14 protein-coding genes are annotated in these 19,096 nt (G+C 62.9%); 9 read left to right on the forward strand and 5 right to left on the reverse strand.

The annotated features are described in order from the left end of the window. Positions 1–23 precede the first annotated feature (23 nt). From U5A52_RS11065 to U5A52_RS11085, 5 genes are all read right to left on the reverse strand, one after another. Entirely contained in the window at positions 24–797 is a 774-nt protein-coding gene (locus tag U5A52_RS11065) for a hypothetical protein (RefSeq protein ID WP_321934773.1), read from the reverse strand. A gap of 20 nt (positions 798–817) precedes the next feature. Continuing rightward, positions 818–1,915 carry a hypothetical protein gene (locus tag U5A52_RS11070; protein WP_415773776.1) on the reverse strand — a complete coding sequence of 366 codons (1,098 nt, stop codon included), beginning with the start codon at positions 1,913–1,915 and terminating at the stop codon, positions 818–820. Continuing rightward, positions 1,849–2,364 carry a (2Fe-2S)-binding protein gene (locus tag U5A52_RS11075; RefSeq protein ID WP_321934775.1) on the reverse strand — a complete coding sequence of 172 codons (516 nt, stop codon included), beginning with the start codon at positions 2,362–2,364 and terminating at the stop codon, positions 1,849–1,851. The genes U5A52_RS11070 and U5A52_RS11075 overlap by 67 nt, the downstream gene beginning before the upstream one ends. After that, entirely contained in the window at positions 2,361–5,141 is a 2,781-nt protein-coding gene (locus tag U5A52_RS11080; protein WP_321934776.1) for a xanthine dehydrogenase family protein molybdopterin-binding subunit, read from the reverse strand. Before U5A52_RS11080 ends, U5A52_RS11075 begins: the two co-directional genes overlap by 4 nt. Positions 5,142–5,283: 142 nt before the next feature. Beyond that, positions 5,284–6,630, reverse strand: a complete 1,347-nt coding sequence (locus U5A52_RS11085; protein WP_321934777.1) for a formylglycine-generating enzyme family protein — start codon at positions 6,628–6,630, stop codon at positions 5,284–5,286. A 325-nt stretch (positions 6,631–6,955) separates the two neighbouring features. Between U5A52_RS11085 and U5A52_RS11090 the strand changes: the two genes are divergently transcribed. The 9 genes from U5A52_RS11090 to U5A52_RS11130 all read left to right on the forward strand — a co-directional run bounded on the left by U5A52_RS11090 (position 6,956) and on the right by U5A52_RS11130 (position 18,715). Then, positions 6,956–7,381 carry a DUF4399 domain-containing protein gene (locus U5A52_RS11090; RefSeq protein ID WP_321911864.1) on the forward strand — a complete coding sequence of 142 codons (426 nt, stop codon included), beginning with the start codon at positions 6,956–6,958 and terminating at the stop codon, positions 7,379–7,381. A 51-nt stretch (positions 7,382–7,432) separates the two neighbouring features. Then, positions 7,433–7,858, forward strand: coding sequence for a DUF4399 domain-containing protein (locus U5A52_RS11095; protein ID WP_028204268.1), 426 nt, complete (start codon positions 7,433–7,435; stop codon positions 7,856–7,858). A 325-nt stretch (positions 7,859–8,183) separates the two neighbouring features. Continuing rightward, entirely contained in the window at positions 8,184–8,462 is a 279-nt protein-coding gene (locus U5A52_RS11100) for a hypothetical protein (RefSeq protein ID WP_321911862.1), read from the forward strand. Positions 8,463–8,587: 125 nt separating this feature from the next. Continuing rightward, positions 8,588–10,060 (forward strand): efflux transporter outer membrane subunit, encoded by a 1,473-nt coding sequence (locus U5A52_RS11105; RefSeq protein ID WP_415773778.1) that lies wholly within the window; start codon positions 8,588–8,590, stop codon positions 10,058–10,060. Between the two features lie 177 nt (positions 10,061–10,237). Further along, positions 10,238–12,100: an FHA domain-containing protein gene (locus U5A52_RS11110; RefSeq protein ID WP_321934778.1), complete on the forward strand. Its 1,863-nt coding sequence runs from the start codon at positions 10,238–10,240 to the stop codon at positions 12,098–12,100. A gap of 22 nt (positions 12,101–12,122) precedes the next feature. Beyond that, complete coding sequence (locus U5A52_RS11115; protein ID WP_321934808.1) at positions 12,123–13,508, forward strand: HlyD family efflux transporter periplasmic adaptor subunit; 1,386 nt, start codon at positions 12,123–12,125, stop codon at positions 13,506–13,508. Between the two features lie 48 nt (positions 13,509–13,556). Continuing rightward, positions 13,557–14,309, forward strand: coding sequence for a peptidylprolyl isomerase (locus U5A52_RS11120; protein WP_321911859.1), 753 nt, complete (start codon positions 13,557–13,559; stop codon positions 14,307–14,309). An 18-nt stretch (positions 14,310–14,327) separates the two neighbouring features. Further along, on the forward strand, positions 14,328–17,399 hold the full coding sequence (locus tag U5A52_RS11125) for a peptidase domain-containing ABC transporter (RefSeq protein WP_321911858.1): 3,072 nt from the start codon (positions 14,328–14,330) through the stop codon (positions 17,397–17,399). Then, positions 17,396–18,715, forward strand: coding sequence for a sigma-54 dependent transcriptional regulator (locus tag U5A52_RS11130; RefSeq protein ID WP_321934779.1), 1,320 nt, complete (start codon positions 17,396–17,398; stop codon positions 18,713–18,715). The genes U5A52_RS11125 and U5A52_RS11130 overlap by 4 nt, the downstream gene beginning before the upstream one ends. The last annotated feature ends 381 nt before the right edge of the window (positions 18,716–19,096 follow it).

Below are 19,096 nucleotides of genomic sequence, written 5' to 3' on the forward strand. Positions count from 1 at the left end.
GATCCGGTCGCGCCTGGTTGAACCTAATTGCGCTTGCTGCGCTTCGCCGCCGGCGCGGCTTTTTTGGCGGCAGGGGCGCTGGCGTTGCCCGCAGCGGCAGCCGTGGTTTTCGCGGCGGTTTTTTTGGCCGGCGCAGCGGCGGGCGCGGCGGTAGCGAGCGTAAAGCCCTGGGCCTTCGCTATCATGTGTTCGGCGATCAGTTCGGTCTGAAACCGGTTGATCGTGTCGGGGTCCGTAAAGATGGTCTGCGTGTTGTTCTGCGCTTTGTAATGCGGGCCCCCCGGCGCGCCGTTGTTCACGAACGTGCCCTCGCCGGAAGCCGACCAGTTCACCGATCCCTCGCCGCCCACTTTGCCGTCGGCCACGAATCCCTTCGTATGACTGATCTGATGGGTCGCCGATTCGCCGATCACGAAGAACGTGTTGAATTTGGCCGGGTTCTGCACAATGTCGGCATTGAGCAGCTGCTTTTCATGTGCGATGTTCGTCTGGCTCCTGTCGAGCGTGATCATCATGGTGATGGTCGGGTCGAGCGCTTGCTGCATGAGGATGGCGTTGAGTTCATCGTCGTCGAATCCGAACATGTTCATGTAAAGCGAAACACTGGCGCGCGAAAGGATGTACTTCAGGATGCTGTGAACGTCGTCGCGTCCCACGTAGAAGAGATGGAAGTCCTTGCTGGCGGTGTTCGAGTAGCTCTTCTCGCGCGTGTATTGCTGGAGGTCGAGCAGATCGAAGGTCTGCAGGGTTTGCGTCACATCCGATATGACGTTGCTCGCACTAACGGTTTCAGCCATTTCAGGTCTCCTCGTGCAGGTCAATGCAATGACCGGGTATTCGAACTCGATGGCATGGGCGTGAATGTGCAATTCGGGTCTCTGTGTGCCGCGTCTTTGCAGCAGGCCAGCAGGGCATTGACCGACGCGACGTTGGCCTTGTCCCACTGCACCGCGCTCATGGCGTTGTCGGTGGGCATCCAGTGGTCATGTGGATAGCTGTTGGCGAGCCGGTCGTTTCCTGGCGCTTTCTGATTGCCCGTCGAGAGCCCGATAAAGGCGGTGCAGCTCTGGTCGCTGCCGATGCGGTGACAGCCAATGCAGGTGTTGCCAGGCGTGCTCATCGTCATGAGGTGATACGACGCAAAAGCCTGCCCGATGCTCGAATACTTTCCCCACGGGTCGGTGGGCACCTTGTCCCACACTTGCCCGATATACGGGCTGAAGATAAAGGGCCCCGCGTCGTGGCATTTGAGGCAGGTGGGGTTGCGCGGCGTGCTGGCGGCAACCACGGTCGGTGTCTCCCAGAATTCGACTGCGGAGAGTTGCCCCGAAGGCGGCCTTCTCTCGTTTGGCGGCGGCACGCGAGTCGCGACGATCCCGCCACTCGCGTGCGCATCGGCTTGTGATTTCGACGGCGGCGGCTTCGACGCAAACCAGCAGGTCTTGCCGTTGCCGGAGTGATGCATTACGACGACTACGCCGTCATAGTGCGGATCCTTGTCATCGCGCAGTACGTCCCGGCGGCAATACGCTGAAATTTGCGTGTTGCCGCGCGAGAGATTGAGGATCTTCGAAAACGGGATGCACTGACCTTTGGCTTCGTAGATCGGGCTCAGCAATGAAGGCTTGTCGCATTGCGTGGGAGACTCATGTGGCCCGGGAGGTTTCCCGTCGATCGTAATGGGTATGTCGGTACCGTTATTGCAATTGAACGGCGGGATCTCGCCAATTTCCCTTACGCATTGATCGGCGTATTCGAGCAATGTCTGCTCGTGCGTATAGGCAGCAGGCGGCACGGTGAACAGGAACCACAGCGCGCACAAGCGGATCCGGAAGCCCATGGTCATCCTCAGCTCTTCATCTGCATTTGTGCAACTTTGCGAATCGCTTCCCGGTATTTCACATAGCCTGTGCATCGGCACAGGTTTCCCCCCACCCAGGTATCGATTTCCGTGTCGAGCTGATCTGCGCTGATACGGTACGCCTTCAAGTGTTCGAGCATGGCGGTCGCCGCCATCAGAAAGCCAGGCGTGCAGTAGCCGCACTGAAACGCGAAAGATTCAAGGAAGGCCTGCTGCAGCAGCGAGAGCCTGTTGCCGTGCGCGAGGCTCTCCACCGTATAGATGTATTGATTCGCCACCGCGCTCACGGGCGTGACGCACGCCAGGGTCTTTTCCATCAGCGCGTCCTGGCTGCTGCGCATGCCTACGGTGCACGCACGGCACGCGCCAATGCCACAACACACCTTGGTCCCGGTCAGGTCGAGGCGCTCGTGAAGGAATTCAGCGAGGCTCATATCGGTATCGGCGGCCGGCACCGTGACCGCGTGTCCGTTCACGTGAATCTTGACGTCGCCTTCGCTCACTTCAGGGCCTCGCGTATCTTGTCGGGTGTGACGGGGGTGTCCCTGAAACGATGCCCGGTTGCCATGGCCAGTGCGTTCAGCAGCGCCGGTGCGATGGGACACATCACGGCCTCGCCGATGCCGCGCGCGCTGTGATGCTCTTTGCCCGCGGGCGGCGCGAGCGCGATGAGTTCCTGGCGCGGGACGTCGGCCATACGCGTGATGAGGTAGCGGTCGAGATTCCACGTGCCGTTGCCGGGACCGTGATTGTCGAGCGGACACGATTCGCTCAGCACATTGCTCATCGCCATGGCGACCGCGCCTTGCGACTGGCCTTGCACGATCTCAGGACATATCAGGCGGCCGGCGCTGAGCGCCGTGACGACATGCTCAACCTTCACGCGCCCGCTCTCGGGGCTCACGGATACCGCGACAAGCGCAGCCGAAGGCGCATAGCTCGAGCGCCCGAAGCCGACCCCGTTCGGCGGTTCCAGCAACTCGCCGTGAGGCAGGCTCTCGAGGTGGTGCGTATCGGTGCCAACGGCGATGTAGTCGCAGTCCATCTCGGCCGGACCCGACTCGAACGTGTACTGGCTGCGCCAGAATCCACCCGCGTAGGTAATATGCGCGGCGGCCACGGTAGGCAAGTGCTGGCGATTGATCTCGTCGAGCAGCGCTGGCCAGCCGATCGCCTCGCGCCCGGGGGCGCTCAGCTTGCCATTCACCCACTTGAGGTCTTGCCGATCGACGTGCGGGTTATGCCAGATTTTGCGCGCGGCGGGCAGCACGCTTTGCAGCAGCAACACCATGGCGGCGCGGTCCACGGCCTGAAAGTGCTGGAATGCACCGAGGCACGCGCTCGAAGAGCCGAACGGGCTCGAAATGGGGTAGCTGCGGCTGTCGCACCATTTGCCCAGAACTTTGTAATTGAAATCCGGTATTTGAAAGGCATCGACCTCGTTCATGGTGATGGCCTGCGCGTTCTGCCCGAGGCACGCGGCGGGCGCGAGCGCCAGCGTCGTCGCTGCGCCATTGCCCATGTCCGTGTAGTGCGTGAGCACGTGCAGGCCCGCATTCGGTTGAATCTGGACCATCGCGAATACGGGGTCCTTCGCGGTGCCATACGCCTGGTTCGACATGGCCAGTCCGACGCCGTATCGCAAGCCGTGCGCGCGCCGTTGCGCGCGCACGCTTTCCCTGCTGCGCCATAACTCGTGCGCTTCCAGGCCGTTCAGCAGGGCTTCGAGTTGAAGGTCGAACAGGATGGGCGCGCCAGTGAGCGTTTTGCCGCGGCCCTTGGCAAGCAGGTTGTTGCGCCGGATCTCGAACGGACTCTTGTGCAGCGCTTGCGCGGCTTCGTCCATGAGCGTTTCGATAGCGAGGTAAGCCTGGGGGCCGCCGAAGCCGCGCTGCGAGCCGCCGAACAGATCGGGCGTATAGCTCACGGCGCTTTGCGCACTCGCGCGCGGAATGTTGTAGCAACTCATGGCGCTCATGGCCGCGAGGTCGCCAACGGCGCCCGAGAGGTTCTGCTTGCCGCCGCCATTGAAGGTGAACGAACTGTCGAGCGCCTGGAGCTTGCCGTGACGGTCGAGCCAGATTGTCTCTGTGAACGCGGTGGCCGAACGCTTCAACCCAACCTGAAACTGCTCGTAGCGAGACTGTTGCCAGCGCAGCGCTCCCTTGGCGAAGGGCGCGGCGAGGGCGAGATAAACGGGAAAATTCGAACTGTCGCGGCCGCCGAATCCGCCGCCCGGGTAGCAGCTGATCACATGCACCTGCTTGACGTCGATATTGCTCTTGTAAAACACGTCGCCTGCGGCGATGCCGTCGCCACGCGGCGATTGCGTGCCGAGAACCAGATGCAGGCAACCGGTGTCCGTCTGAAACCAGGCCAGTCCCGACTCCGGCTCCATGAACATCGGATCGATTGCGGGCGTCGTAAAAGAGCCTTTGAACGCGCGCCAGGCGTTGCTGTCCACTCTCGTTGCGACCCGATTCAGCAATTCGCTTCTTTTCTTCTTGCACGTCTCGATGAATGCCTGACTCGGACGTCCCTTGGTGTCCACGTCCATCAGGAGGTTCGAAAACGACGTGTCGTCGTCGCGCACATAGATCTTGTTCGCGGAGGCATACCAGTCGGTCGGCGCGGCGCGCTTCGATACCGTTGCGCCATAGCGGATCACCGAATCGTTGAAATCGAGCAGCTTCTTTGCGTGGCGATACGTGTCGAAGTTTTCGAAGATCAACAGGGCGACGGGCTGGCCATAGCAATTGGCGGGTTGCCCCTTTTGTGCAAAGAGGAAGATATCCTCGTGCTGTAACGGATCCGGCTCAGAAGCCAGATAGATACGATTGTCATTCAGCGTCTGGTTGGATACCACGGCAATCGGGCGAAGATCATGCGGTAATACGCTCAGGTCGAAGTCTTCGAAATTCTTGTCGACGCAATTGCATCTGAGCGCGTATAACCAGTTTTCTTCTTTCGGCCAGCCGTCGAAGTCGCGCGCCTTGAAATCGCGCGCATAGATCTTCGCGCCTGTGACCTTGGGTACACCCTCGATTCGCCAGCGCGCCTTGCCTGGCTCCGGCGCCCAGTCGGGCGCGCCATTCGGTGCTTGCGGGGTGGCGTGGGCGCTTGTCGCGGTATTCGGGGTATTTGCGGCGGGGCCAGCGGCCGGGCGCTGCGAGGAACAGGCGCCCGTGAAAGCGGTAACGGAGCTGACCGAGATCGTGAATGCGCCACTCCCCATGGCTTTGAGGAATGTCCGGCGGGTGATCGGAACATCGCAAGCCATGTTGTGCCTCCACGTACGGTAGTCAGAACCTTACGCGTGTGCTCACAGGTTTCGAGCGGCTGCCCATAGTCTATGAACTGCACCAGGCAAATTCAAGGCAGCGGCGCTGCGCTTGCCTGCGAGACCTGCAACGTTTGCCGCGCTATTTCATGTCGCGCGCGACGCGAAAACCATTGGCTTCGTAGCGCACGCTGCTGTCGTATTTGAAGCGCGTGGCAGCGAGCATATAGCCGGCGCCGTCACGCCACGAGCCGCCGCGAATCACGCGCGTCTGGCAATTGGGCTCGTCCCACGAGTGGCCGTCGCTCGGAGCGTTCTTGTACGAGGTGTGCCAGCAGTCGCTGACCCATTCCCAAACGCCTCCGGCCATGTCATAGAAGCCGAACGCGTTGGCCGAAAACGAGCCGACGTCGTTGGGCGCTTCGACGTGCCACGGCGGGCCGCAGTCCTTGCAGTTCGCCGTGCCCTTGCGCATGTCGTTGCCCCACCAGTAGCGCGTTTCGGTGCCGGCGCGCGCCGCATATTCCCATTCCGCCTCCGTCGGCAAGCGGTAGGGCTTGCCGCTGATCTTCGAAAGCCATTTCACGTATTGCTGCGCGTCGTCCCAGCTCAGATCGCGCACGGGTGCATTCGGCGAGACGTTATTCTCGTTCGACAGGCGCGGGCAGGCGCTGGCGGCGACGCACGCGTCCCACTGCGCCACCGTGACCGCATACTTCGCGAGCGCATAGCTGTGGCTGATCGTGACGCGGTGCGCGGGCCGCTCCGATGCGTCGTCGTTGTCGATGCCCATGGTGAAGGCGCCGGGTGTTACCGCGATGAGCACCGGGCAAGATGGGCAGTCCTGAATGTCGTGAGGACCGGGTTTTGAAATGGCAGGGTTGCCCTTCGCAGCCACGGCGGCTGCGGCCGTTGCCGCGGCCGCGGCGGGAGGAGCGGAGGCGGGCGCCGCCTTGGCCTGCGCGGCTGGCGGGGCGGCTGGGGGCGGCGGCGTCTTGGCCTGAGGTGCTGGCGCGGGCGCGGGAGCGGCGGCGGCGGGACTGCTAGCCGGGTGCATGGTGGACGTTGCGCTCGCAGCGGACGCCCCAGCCGGTTTCGATGCTTCCGCATGCAAACGTGCCAGGCGGGCCTGCGCGAGCGGTGCGAAACGACCGTTCGGATAGGCCTTGAGGTACGCCTCATAGTCGCTCGGGTATTGACTGTCCTTGATCGAATTCCAGAACGTGATTTCGTATTCCTGGGAGGTGTCTTTCGGCATCAGGCCCACGCGCACGATCGCGACGCCGTAGCGCTGCCGCGCACTGCTGGCCGTGGTGACCCGCTCATGTGTGCCGAGGGTGGTTGTGTACCCACCAGGGTTTTGCGGCTCGAAACGCGGCTGCACGTGAACCGGTGCCGAGCGCGCATGCGCAGCCGGCGCGGCTGAACGCAGTGTCGAGGTCAGGCCGAGCGAGATCAACAGGCACACAGGCAACACTAGCCGCCTCATGTTCGTTCTCCCTATCAGGTGCCAGCCGAGTTGCCAGCCGAATTGCCAGCCCAGGTGGCAACCCCAGGCATCATCGCCTTTCAATGCCGACGGTGCGCTACCCCGCTGCAGTCGCCCGCCGCGCTCGCGTGAGACGCGGGCCGCCGCCGGGACAGGCACTGCCTGCGCACAACTACAAAATAGCACGCACGCCGGGCGATGCAGTAACTCGGTGGCAAGCGCGCGCCGCGCCGATTATTCTCCATCCGCTTGAATCCGACCTAAGCTGTAGAACACGCACCGAACTCCAAAGCCGTGCGCCGTCTGCCGAACAAGGAGCACGAAGATGCAACGAAGAGCAACCCTGTTGGCCCTGGCAGCGGCCGTTCTGATGCCGCGTCTCGCGTTCGCCGAGCGCACGCCTTCCCCGCCGGGCGCAGAGGTCTACATCATCTGGCCGCCGGACGGCGCGACGATTCCGACCGGCAAGTTCTGGATTCGCATGGGGCTGCGCAACATGGGCGTGTGCCCCAAGGGGATCAACAAGGCGAATACCGGCCATCATCACGTACTGATCGACACGGACCTTCCGCCGCTCGATCAGCCTATCCCGTCGGATCGCAACCATCTTCATTTCGGCGCGGGCGAAACCGAAGCGCGGATCGAGCTGCCGCCGGGCAAGCACACGCTGCAGTTGCTGATGGGCGATTACAAGCACGTGCCGCACGATCCGCCGATCTACTCGAAGAAGATCACGGTCACGGTGAAATAGCGAAGGACATCGGTCTTTAGCCGCAGCGCAAAAGAAGCGGGAGTGCATGCCATGAACAGGTTCCTCGTTTTTGCTGCCAGCCTCGTGCTGCTCGCGGGCGGTGCGGCGCATGCAGGCACGACGCCGGCCGACCCGAACGCGCACGTCTATATAGGCTGGCCGAACGACGGCCAGGTGATGCCGGCCGGGCGGCCATTTCGCGTGTGGTTCGGCTTGCGCAACATGGGCGTGGCGCCCGCGGAGGTCGAGTTTCCCAACACGGGCCACCACCACTTGCTCGTCGATACGGACCTGCCGCCGATGGATCAGCCCATTCCATCCGATCGCAACCACCTGCACTTCGGCGCCGGTCAGACCGAAACCACGCTTCAGTTGCCGCCGGGCAAACATACGCTGCAGCTGCTGATGGGCGACGCGCACCACGTGCCGCACAACCCGCCTGTGTACTCGAAGAAGATCACCATTTACGTTAAGTGATCCATACGAATCTGTCACACACGCGAACGTGACGTGCGAACGTTTGCGACGCTTTAACGTCACGCAGTTCACCCGTGTTCGCAGCATGCCAACATAAGTCGCGCAACGCGTTGGCGCGCACCCATCACACCACACGCCAGGCGAGCGCCAGTCGCTGCGCGTGAGACACCGGAAATTCCAGAGCAATCCTTATGCAGCGGGCAATGCGCCGCCGTGCACCCGCTCGCGCGCGCACCTGGCACGGCTCATGCCTTGTTGGACCCGAGCCCGCAACCTTGCAGCTCAAAACCCAAACACTGTTGCATTCCTTATCTGGAGAACTGCCATGAGCAAGCTGATGATTGCAGACCTGAGCGGCGCACAAGAACTCGACAGCCGTGAAATGAGCGCCGTGCGCGGCGGCGGCCTGGGCTTTGGCCCGCTGCCGATCTACTACCCGAGCATGCCGAGCGTGAAGGTCAGCAGCACCAACTTCACCGCCGAGCAAGTGATCGGCCAGACCAACAGCATCATGAGCAACACGGGCAACGACGTGGCATTCGTGACGGGCATCGCCTCGTCGACCAACCCGATGCAAACGGCGCACAACACGATCAACTTCTGATCGTGCTGCCAGCCGTGGAGGCTTACCCCGCCTCCACGGCGCCGCCCACCACCGCATCCGTTGCACACCGCGCTTATCGCCACACTCGTCGCCGCCTTCCGCTTAAGGAGTCGATCGTGAACACACTGCTCTCGCCGTCCGCCGCACACGTATCAGGCGGCGCGTCGCGTTGGCTGACCCGTTTCGTCGGTGCGGCCGGGTTGTGTGCCGTGGCACTGTGCGGCTGCACGGATTTGAGTACGCCTGCGTATCGGCGTCCCGACATGCCTGAGAAGGACGCCTGGGCGCATACGAACCGCACGTTTTCCGCGGCCGATACGGTCAATCCGCAGTGGTGGAAAGAGTTCGACGATCCCTACCTGAATACACTCATCGAGAAGGCGATTGCGGGCAATGTCGATATCCGGGTGCTGGCGGCGCGCATTGGCGTGGCCGGCGCGCAGATCGGGGAAGTGCAGGCCGGTGCACTGCCCACGGTCGACGCGGGCGCGGGGATCGACTATGAGAAGAGCACGGGGCTAGCGCTCTCGAAGACCTACAACGTCGCGACTCAGGTGAATTGGGACATCGATATCTGGGGCAAAGTCGAGAAAAGCGTGCAGGCCCAAAAGGCCGAGTATCACGCTACCGAAGCGGATTGGCGCGCAGGCTATTTGACGCTCGTTGCGAGTGTGGCGAGCACTTATTTCCAGATCCTGCAGTTCGACGACCAGATCCGCGACGAGGAAGACACGCTCAGAAGGAACAAACAGATCCTCACCATTTACCAGCAGATGTACGCAAACGGTCTGGCGCCCAAAACCGAAGTGCTGCGTCAGGGCGCCGAAGTCAACGGCGTGGCGAACGAGCTGCTGGAACTGCACCGCGAGCGCGATACCGCCGAAAACGCGCTTTGCACGCTGGTCGGCGTGCCCGCGGGCGAGTTCAAAATGCCGGCGGGCCAGTTGCGCGAGCGCGTGAAGTTGCCGAACGTGCCCATGGGCCTGCCCGCGCAGTTGCTGGGGCGCCGCCCCGATGTGGTGGCCGCGCAGTACCGCATTCTCGAATCGTATGATCAAGTCGGTTCCGCACGGCTCGCGCAACTGCCGACCCTCAGCCTCACGGGCCGTGCCGGCACGGCTGCGTTCTCGCTTTCCGATCTCTTCAAGGTGTTCACGCTGAGCTTCATGCCGAGCATCAACTTCCCGATGTTCGACCCGGGCGTGCACGCCCACATCAAGACGACCGAAGCCGAGAGCAAGGTCGCCGAGGAGCAGTATCGCCAGGTCGTGTTCACGGCGTTCGAAGAAGTCGAGAACGCGCTCGTGAATCTCGACGCGCATAAAAAGCAACGCGTCGAGCTGCTGCAGCAAAACGAGCGTCTGCGCACCGTCGCGGCGCAGGTCGAGGCGCAGCTCAAAGAAGGGCTCGTATCGCAGCTCGAAGTATTGGAGTCCGAACGTTCGCTTGCTTCCGCGGAACAGTCGCTTCTGGCCAACCATGAGCAGATCCTGGCCGACACTGTCACGCTCTATAAGGCGATCGGCGGCGGCTGGCCCAACGTCGATGTGGCCAACGTGGCCTCGAATTCCGCTGTGTCGGCAGCGCCGGTCAAGTGAGCGCGCTCGTTGCGGCGGGCTACGCCAGATGTTTGACTCCAGCCAACAGTCGCCTACACTTTTCTAACACCCCGATCGCCATGTGCAAGGCGCGCGGCTTCTCACGGAGAGTCAGTGCGCACGCGGCGCTTGCGCCACGCGCGGCCTGGCTGACAATTGCTGATCGCTGGCGGAATCATGGTGCCTGACGCCGCTTCCCTTGCCGAGAACCAGACATCGCTCGAGCGGACGTTCGATATCGTGCTGCGGCCGATATCGCATGCGGAGCTGGGCGAGATCCGCATCGACAAGGATCTGTTCGCAGTTGGGCGGACACAGCCGCCTTTTGCCGAGGCGCGGCCCGAGGTCGTCGTGGATGTGTCGCGCCGTCACGCGCGCATCTTCCGCGAGGGCGCGTCGGCCTACGTGGCCGACCTGGGCAGCAAGAACGGCACGGCGGTCAACGGGATCGAAGTCACCCAGAAGCCCCACGTGCTCAACGACGGCGACGAACTCAGCTTCGCCGGCGCGCTCGCGTTTCGCGTGAGTTTTGCGCCGCGTGCGGCGCGCGCGGCCGTACGCGCAACGGTGGTGACGCTCACGCCAGAGCGCGCCGATCTTGGCTTGCAGCAGATCGTCGTCACCAGTTTTCCGTTCCTGGTCAGCAAGGCCGACGAGACGTTCTCGCAGTACCACGACGCCTATCCGCACCAGGTAAATTATTTGTCGCGACGTCACGCGCACATCTATGCCGAGGACGACGCGATGTATGTCGAAGACCTCGGCAGCACCAACGGCACGTTCCTCGACGGACAGCGGCTCGACGACCACGCAGTCAGGCTCGAAGACGGCCAGCGCATCGCATTCGGCGGCGAGCACTTCGTCTACCGCGTAAGCCTCGAAAGCACGAGTGCGAGCGACGCCACCGTGACGGCGACGCGCGAGCGCCGCGCCAGCGTGCTGGCGGAAGACGCCGACCGCACGACCTTTATTGGCAGCGCGCACTCGTTTCTCGACATCTTTTGCACGCCCCCCGCACCCGCGCAGGACGACGAGATCAATCCCGATGCGCCTCAGCAGGCGCCAGAACCGGGCCACGATGCGAAACGCCGGCGCGGCCGCATCGAAGTCTTCCTCAGCGAGTTGAGCGAAGCACTAGGCGGCAGCGGCAAGATCAACATGGGCGCGTTCGTGCGGTGGGGCGGCGGCGGGCTCGCCGTGATCGTCGCGCTCGTTGCGCTCACGTATTTCCAGGGCGCCCCACAGCGCGACATGCAGGCCCTGCTCACGAGCGGCCAGTTCGAAAGCGCGGCGCGCGTGGCCGACCAATACCTCACGCGCCACCCGAACGACACCACGTGGCGCGCGATGGGGACAGAAGCGCTCATCAAGGCCAACGTACCCGACTGGGTTGCCGCGATCAACGCGCGTGCGTTCGATCGCGCGCGCGCCATCGTCGAAGACATGCGCACGCTCGCGCGCCACAATCCGGACGCCGCGCCGCTCGTGGAAAACATCGACTGGATCGGCGCGCTTCAGTCGTTCGTGCAGGGGCGCGAAGGCCCGCAAGCGCCGATTCGCATCTACCGCGACGAGGCGCCGATCCACACGTTGACGAGCCGCTGGAACGACGACCCTGGCGAGCATCAGCGTGCATTCGACCGCATCTCGGCCTACGTGCCGGCGTTTGCCACCGTGTACGCGGACTCGCTCAGCCACTTGCGCAAGCTGCAGAGCGACGACTCGGTCTATGTGGCTGCGCTCGATCGCATCCACGAGGCGATCGACAGCGCGCTGGCGAGCGACCGCTTCGACGCGCTCAATACGATGCTGAGCGACTATGCGCAGCGCTATCCGCGCCTTGCGGGGCTCGACGCCGTGCGCGCCGACATGGAGCAGTATCAGCAGATCGATAGCGAGGCGCACGCGGGCCATGTGCAAGCCGTGCACGACCGTCTGGCTGCCGCCCACTTCTCCACGCCGCCGTTCGCAGCCCACGCGGGCGCGCTCGAAAAGCTTGCGCTAGCGGGGGGGCATGGTGAATCCGTCCCTGCTCATTGAGCGCCTGCGCAAGGCGTTCGGCATGTACGGTTCGCATGCCGCGCCGGAACCGCCGCGACCGCTTGGCGAGGCGTTGGGCGACCATAGCGAGGAGGGCGTGGCGATTCTCACCGCGCGCCCGTGGCGTCTCATTGAAGCCACGATCATCACGATGGTTGCGCTTGTGGTGTGCGCGCTCTTATGGTCGTTTGTCGGGCGCGCCGATGTGATCGTCAGCGCACAAGGCGCGCTTGCTCCGGAGTCCGAAGTGCGCCGTATCTATGCACCCGTGGACGGCGAGCTTGTGGATATCTATATCGCCGAAGGGCAGCCCGTGGAGAAGGACGACGTGATCGGACGCATCAACGCGCGTGGAGCGATTCAGGCGGCGACTAACGCGCTCGATGCGCGCCTGAAACTCGACGACGCCGAACGCGACTGGAAGGAGTTCCCCGAGAAAAAGGCGCTGATGGAGCGCAAGGCCGAGGCGCTCAAGGCGCAGATGGACGTTGAAGAGCATATGCATCAAACGCGCGTTGCGGAAGGCACGAGCAAGCTCCAGCAGGCCGAGAACGCCCAACTCGACGAGGCGCGCGGCAATATCGACAACGCGCGCCACGTGCGCGACCTCGCGAAGGAAGACGAGAACAAGTATGAGCGCCTGTTCGCGCTTCCGGGCGGCGGCGGCGTGTCGCAAAGCCAGGTCGAGGAAAAGCGCAGCGCGTTCGTTCAGGCGGACAATAATTACCGCATCGCGCAAGCGCGGCTCACCGAATTGCAGGCGCAAACGAGCCACGACTTCGCGCAGGCGAAGGCGCAACTCGAAGGCAGCGCCGGGCAGCTCACGTCGCTGCGCATCGAATACGACGCGACCGAGCGCGAAATCGCCAATACCGAGGACAAGCTGCGCCTGCAGGTGCAAACCGCGCGCCTTGCCGCCGACGCCGCGGCGCGCATCCGCTTCGAGAACATCGACAAGGACAACTTCCTGCTCGTGCTCGCGCCGGTCTCGGGTGTGATTACGGACGTGACGACGACGCAGCCCGGCGACAAGATCCAGGCGAACACGCCGCTCGGGGGCATTGCGCCAGCCAATGCGCGCCCGGTCGTGAAGGTCGCGATACCGGAGCAGGACCGCGCGTTCCTGCGCGAGGGCTTGCCGGTCAAGCTGAAGTTCAACGCGTTTCCGTATCAGCGCTATGGCGTGGTGGACGGCACGCTCGAATATATTTCGCCGACCACGAAGCCGCAGGCGCAGACCAAGGAGCCGGTGTACGAAGGGCGCGTGCGGCTCGCGCGCGACCATTTTTCGATTGGCGGCGCGACGTATCCGCTGCGCTACGGCATGACGGCGACCGCCGAAATCGTGGTGCGCGAGCGGCGCCTGATCGATTTCGCGCTGGACCCGTTCCGGCAAATTGCGGGTTGAAGGCGCTAACCCGCCCAGAATTCGGGTATCAGAACTCAGGGGAAAGCAATGACGACAATCGTACGGATCGACGATGAAGCGATCGGCACGGAAGATTTCATTCGCGTGCTGAAACTCACGGGGCAGTTCGAAAGCCTGGTCGAACAGCAGGTGCGCGACCGGCTTACGGTCATCGCCGCGAAGAAAATGGGCGTGCAGGTCGGGCCCGACGAAATCCAGCAGCGCGCCGACCAGTTTCGCCGCGTGCGGGGGCTGCACCGCGCGGCGGACATGAACCGCTACCTCGATGTGTTCGGTATCAGCCTCGACGAATTCGAGCACTTCATTACCGACACGCTCTACCAGGAGAAGACATTTAACCTGATCTGCAACGAAGATGCGGTCGACAGCTATTTCAAGCTCAATTCGCCGAAATTCGACAGCATCGAAGTGAGCCACATCGTGGTGGACTCGGAAGGCAAGGCGCGTGAAATCATGTCGATTCTCGAGGACGAGCCGCAGGCATTCGGCGAAATGGCGCGCGAGCATTCGATCGCGGACACGAGCGAGCGCGGCGGCGTGATCGGCAAGGTGCTGCGCGGGTCCCTGAAAACGGACATCGAGGCCAAGGTGTTCAATGCGCAGGTTGGCGACCTGCTCGGGCCGTTTCCCGCGCCGGATGACTCGTTCTTCGAGATTTTCTGCGTGACGGCGAAGCATCCGGCGTCGCTCGAAGCGGACGTGGCTTCCGAGGTGCGGCGGCTCTTGCGCGAAGAGTGGCTCGCGGAGCGCGCGCAAGAACATATCATCGACGCGCACTGAGCGCGCAGAGCCCAGCAGATGGACACCCAGGCGCCCGCACCGGCCAGCGCACCTTCGCTCGCGGATTTTCTCGCATCGGTCGAACCGCTTTCGCTCTTTTCGCGCGAAGAACTCGACCGTCTCGCCGCGCAGGTCGAAACGCACACCTACGCATTCGGCGACACGCTCTGCAAGCGCGGCGAGCCCGCTGCCGGCCTCTATGTGATCCGCTCGGGCTCCGTGCGCCTGATTGCCGAAGAGCGCGGCAAGGAAATGAGCCTCGGCGTGCGCAAGGAACGCGAGGTGTTCGGCGAGATCGCCATGCTGCGCGACTACTGGCACGAAGTGTCGGTGCGCGCCTCGGCAAAAACCGAGGTGCTGTGCATTCCGCGCGCCGCGCTCGAGCCGCTGCTCGCCGCGAATCCGGCCGCGCAGTCTTTCGTGACGAGCTATGTGGCGATCAGCTCGGCAGGCGGCTTCGTCACGCGGCTTTTCGACCTGCGCGGCAAGCTTTCGCGCGCCGAGCTGGAAGAATATGTGTCGAGCGTGGGCGTCAAGCGCGTGAGCGCCGGCAAGGAGATCATCCATCAGGGCGCGGGTGGCGACATGCGCCTGTATGTCGTGCGTCAGGGCGAGGTCAGCATCGCGCGCGAGGAAGAAGGCACCGTCTATCAGATCGCGAAACTCGGCGCGGGTGAGATCTTCGGTGAACGCGCCTGCCTGCTTCGCCAGGATCAGCCCGCGAGCGTCACGGCGCTCACCGATGTACGGCTGCTGGTGATTCCCGAAAAGACCGTGCACTTCATGCTGGAGCGCAACCCCAAGTTGCGCGAGGTGCTGGAAGAGCGCGTGCGCTTCAACGAGCGCGAATTGCAGCGGCAAAAGAAGCTCGCGGAGCGCCGCAGCCGGCCGGTTGCCGTGGACAGCGGCGCGGACGCGAAATTCAGCGAGCGCGTGATCAAGCGCTTCGTGCTGGTCGAGCAGGCCGAGGAGATGGACTGCGGCGCGGCGTGCCTCGCGATGATCTGCCGCCATTACGGCATTCCCATGACGCTCGGCAAGCTGCGCGACCTCGCGAACGTGACGACGCAGGGCGCGACGCTCGAGAGTCTCGCGCGCACCGGCGAGGCGCTTGGCTTCACCACGCGCGGCGTGCAGTGCACATACGAAGCGCTGCAAGGCTTCGAGCTGCCCTTTATCGCGCACTGGGAGGGCTACCACTATATCGTCGTGTACGGCGTGTCGAAGCAGTGGGTGAGGGTGGCCGACCCGGCGCTCGGATTTCGCAAGCTGAGCGTCGAAGCATTCGAGCGCGGCTGGAACGGCACGTGCCTGTTGTTCACCGCTGGCGACACGACCGGCGCGCAGGCGGCGACGCGCTCGCCGTGGGTGCGTTTCATCGGTTACTTGCTGCCGTACCGGAAAATACTCGCTCACCTCTTTCTCGCGACCTTCGTGATCCAGCTGCTCGGTGTCGTGCCGCCGCTCATCATCCAGACCATTCTCGACAGCGTGATCGTCCATCAGAACGTGAGCCTGCTGCATCTCCTGATCGTGGGGCTCATTATTTCGCACGTATTCACGCAGCTCATGACGACGATACGCGCGCATCTGTCGAATTTCATGGTGCGCAGTCTCGACTTCGCGATGATGTCGCAGTTCTTCAAGCACACGATGTCGCTGCCGTTCTCGTTCTTCGCGCGCCGTAAAACGGGCGACATCTTCGCGCGCTTTCAGGAGAACCAGACGATACGCGCGTTTCTCACCGAATCGACGGTGACCACGGCGCTCAATCTGCTGATGATCTTCATCTACTTCACGATCATGTTTCTCTACAACGTGAAGCTGACGCTGCTGCTCATCGCGTTCGTGATTCCCATCATGGCGCTCACGGCCATTGCCACGCCGCGCATTAAACGGTATGCGCGCGACGTCTTTGCAGCGTCCACGGATTCGCGCTCCATGCTGATGGAAACGCTCGGCGGCGTTGAAACCGTGAAGGGCATGGGCATAGAAAGAGCGGTGCGCCTGAAGTGGGAGCGCAAATACGCGAAGTCACTCGAAGTGCAGTACCGCGCGCAGGCATTCCACATTCTGGTGGGGCTAGGCAGTCAGTTGCTCAACGCGGCGACCACGATCGTGATTCTGTGGGCGGGCGCCACGCTGGTGCTCGATCAGGAGTTGAGCATTGGGCAGCTCATCGCGTTCAACGCATTCATGGGCAGCGTGCTTGCGCCGCTCATGGGTCTGGTCGGGCTGTGGAGCCTCATGAACGATGCGGCGGTGGCAATGGAGCGGCTAGGCGACGTGCTCGACATCGAGCCCGAGCAGAAGCCGGCGGACCTCGGCTCGCGCGTGCTGCTGCCGGACCTGCAGGGCGATATTGAATTCGACGGCGTGTATTTCCGCTATGGCGGCAACGAAACGCCTTACGTGCTGGAGAACATCAGCTTTTCGGTCGCACGCGGCCAGATGGTGGCGATCGTGGGGCGCAGCGGCTCCGGCAAGACGACGCTCGCCAAGCTGCTGGTGGGCTTCTACGCACCGACCGAAGGCAAGATCAACGTGGACGGCTACGACATGAGCGCGATCGATCATGCGTACTTTCGCGCCCAGGTGGGCTACGTGATGCAGACGAACCTCGTCTTTTCCGGCACGATTGCCGAGAACATCGCCTGCGGCGATGCAACGCCGGACTGGCGGCGCATGGAGGAAGTGGCGCGCATGGCCGACGCGCACGCGTTCATCAGCAAGTTGCCGCTTGGCTACGAGCAGGTGGTGGGCGAGCGCGGCATGGGTCTTTCGGGCGGGCAGATCCAGCGCCTTTGCATTGCGCGTGCGCTTTATCACGACCCGCGCCTGCTCGTGTTCGACGAAGCGACCTCGTCGCTCGACACGCAGTCGGAAAGCAACATTCTCTCGAACATGCACGACATCCTGGAGGGTCGCACGGCGCTCATCATCGCGCACCGGCTGAGCACCATCATGCGGGCGGACAAGATTCTCGTGCTCTACGAAGGCGCTATCGTGGAGCAGGGCCGGCATGAAGAGCTTGTCGAGCGCAAGGGCATGTATTACCAGCTTGTTCAAAAGCAGCTGGGGGCATCATGAAACTCTTCGACCCGCATGGATTCGGCAGCTCCGTGGTGTCTTATGCGGGGCTGCTCGAAAAGATCGAAATCCTGCGCTCCACGCTGCGCTGGGCACCGCGGCTCGAGCGTACCGATATCGAAAAGCTTTTGAACCAGTCGAACGCGCTGCGCGACGAAGTCATGCAACTCTCGCGCAAGGAGCGCTTTGTCGAAGCGGCGGCCGAGGCGCCCGAGGCGCTCGATGCGCTGGAAAGGCCGGATGCGCTCGCGCCTTCCGCGCACCGGCGGCGCGAGGCGCTCATCGAGCGCAGCTTCATATTCGAAGGCATATTCGGCGACAACGCGAAGCTGCTGGCCGCGCTGGAGATTGCGGAAAAGGCGGCGCCTACCGACCTGCCCGTGTTGATCGACGGCGAGAGCGGTACGGGCAAGGAGCTGATGGCGAAGGTGATCCACGCCAACGGAGCGCGTGCCGACCGCCCGTATATCTCAGTCAACTGTGGCGCGATACCTGAGAACCTGCTCGAGTCGGAGTTGTTTGGGCATCGCAGAGGGGCGTTCACGGGCGCATCGAGCGATCGCAAGGGGAAATTCGAAAGCGCGCATACGGGGACGATCTTTCTGGACGAGATTGGTGAGTTGCCGCTGCAGGGGCAGGTGAAACTGCTGCGCGTGCTCGAATCGCACGAAATTCAGCGGGTGGGTTCCGATGAGCCCATTGGCGTGGACACGCGCATTGTTGCTGCGACCAACCGCAACCTGCGAGAACTTGCCGCGCAAGGGCAGTTTCGCGAGGATCTCTTTTACCGGTTGAGCGTGATTCATGTCACGCTGCCTGCGCTGCGCGAACGCAACGATGAGATTCCGCTGCTCATTGCTTACTTTGGCGACGAGGCTGCCGGGCAGCTTAAGCGCCGACCTGTGAAGCTCACGCCCAAGTTGCGGGACTTTCTGCTGACTTATGCGTATCCCGGGAATATTCGTGAGTTGCGTAATCTCGTGTATCGGTTGTCGTGTCTGGCCGGCGATACGGCTGATATCGAGCACTTGCCCGATGATATTCGGCCTAAGCCTGCGGCGCTGGCGTTACGTGCGGTGGAAGCCGAGGCGGCTGGCGTGCCACTCTCGCTTAGCGATGCGAAGCGTGCCGCGAGTGATGAGGCTGAGCGCGCGTTTCTCGAGCGCGGATTGCAGGAGACTGGTGGTACGGTGGCCGAGCTTGCTCGGCGCTGTGATATGAACCGGTCGCATTTGCAGATGCTGCTTAAGAAGCATGGTATTCATTCGAAAGATTTTCGGCATGCCGAGAAGGTGAATCACGGGAAGGAGTCTTGAGGTTGTGTTTGTTGTTGTTTCTGGTTTCTTTGGCCTTTCCTTGGTTTCGCGTCGGTATGCCAGCGTTGCCCCTGTGCGGGGCGGCACCTACTTTTCTTTGCAGCGGCAAAGAAAAGTAGGCAAAAGAAAGCCGCTCAAACCGCTAGCGCCCGCCACAGTTCATCTCGCGCCACGACAGGTGAATGGCTCCGGAGCGTCTGTCACCTCGCACCACCGAACTGAGTGACAAGGCGCTCATCCTTCCGGTGACGCTATGCGCCCCGAAGGGCATAACCCAAAACCATTAGGGCGCGTGAGTTCCCGCAAAGCTGAGTCGTACCGTTGGTTTCCCTTGCAGACCCGACCGCTGCGCGCGTAGCGAGCAGCGGGATGAATGAGCCC

The sequence above is a fragment of the Paraburkholderia sp. J8-2 genome, from assembly GCF_905220195.1.
Taxonomy (GTDB): Bacteria; Pseudomonadota; Gammaproteobacteria; order Burkholderiales; family Burkholderiaceae; genus Paraburkholderia.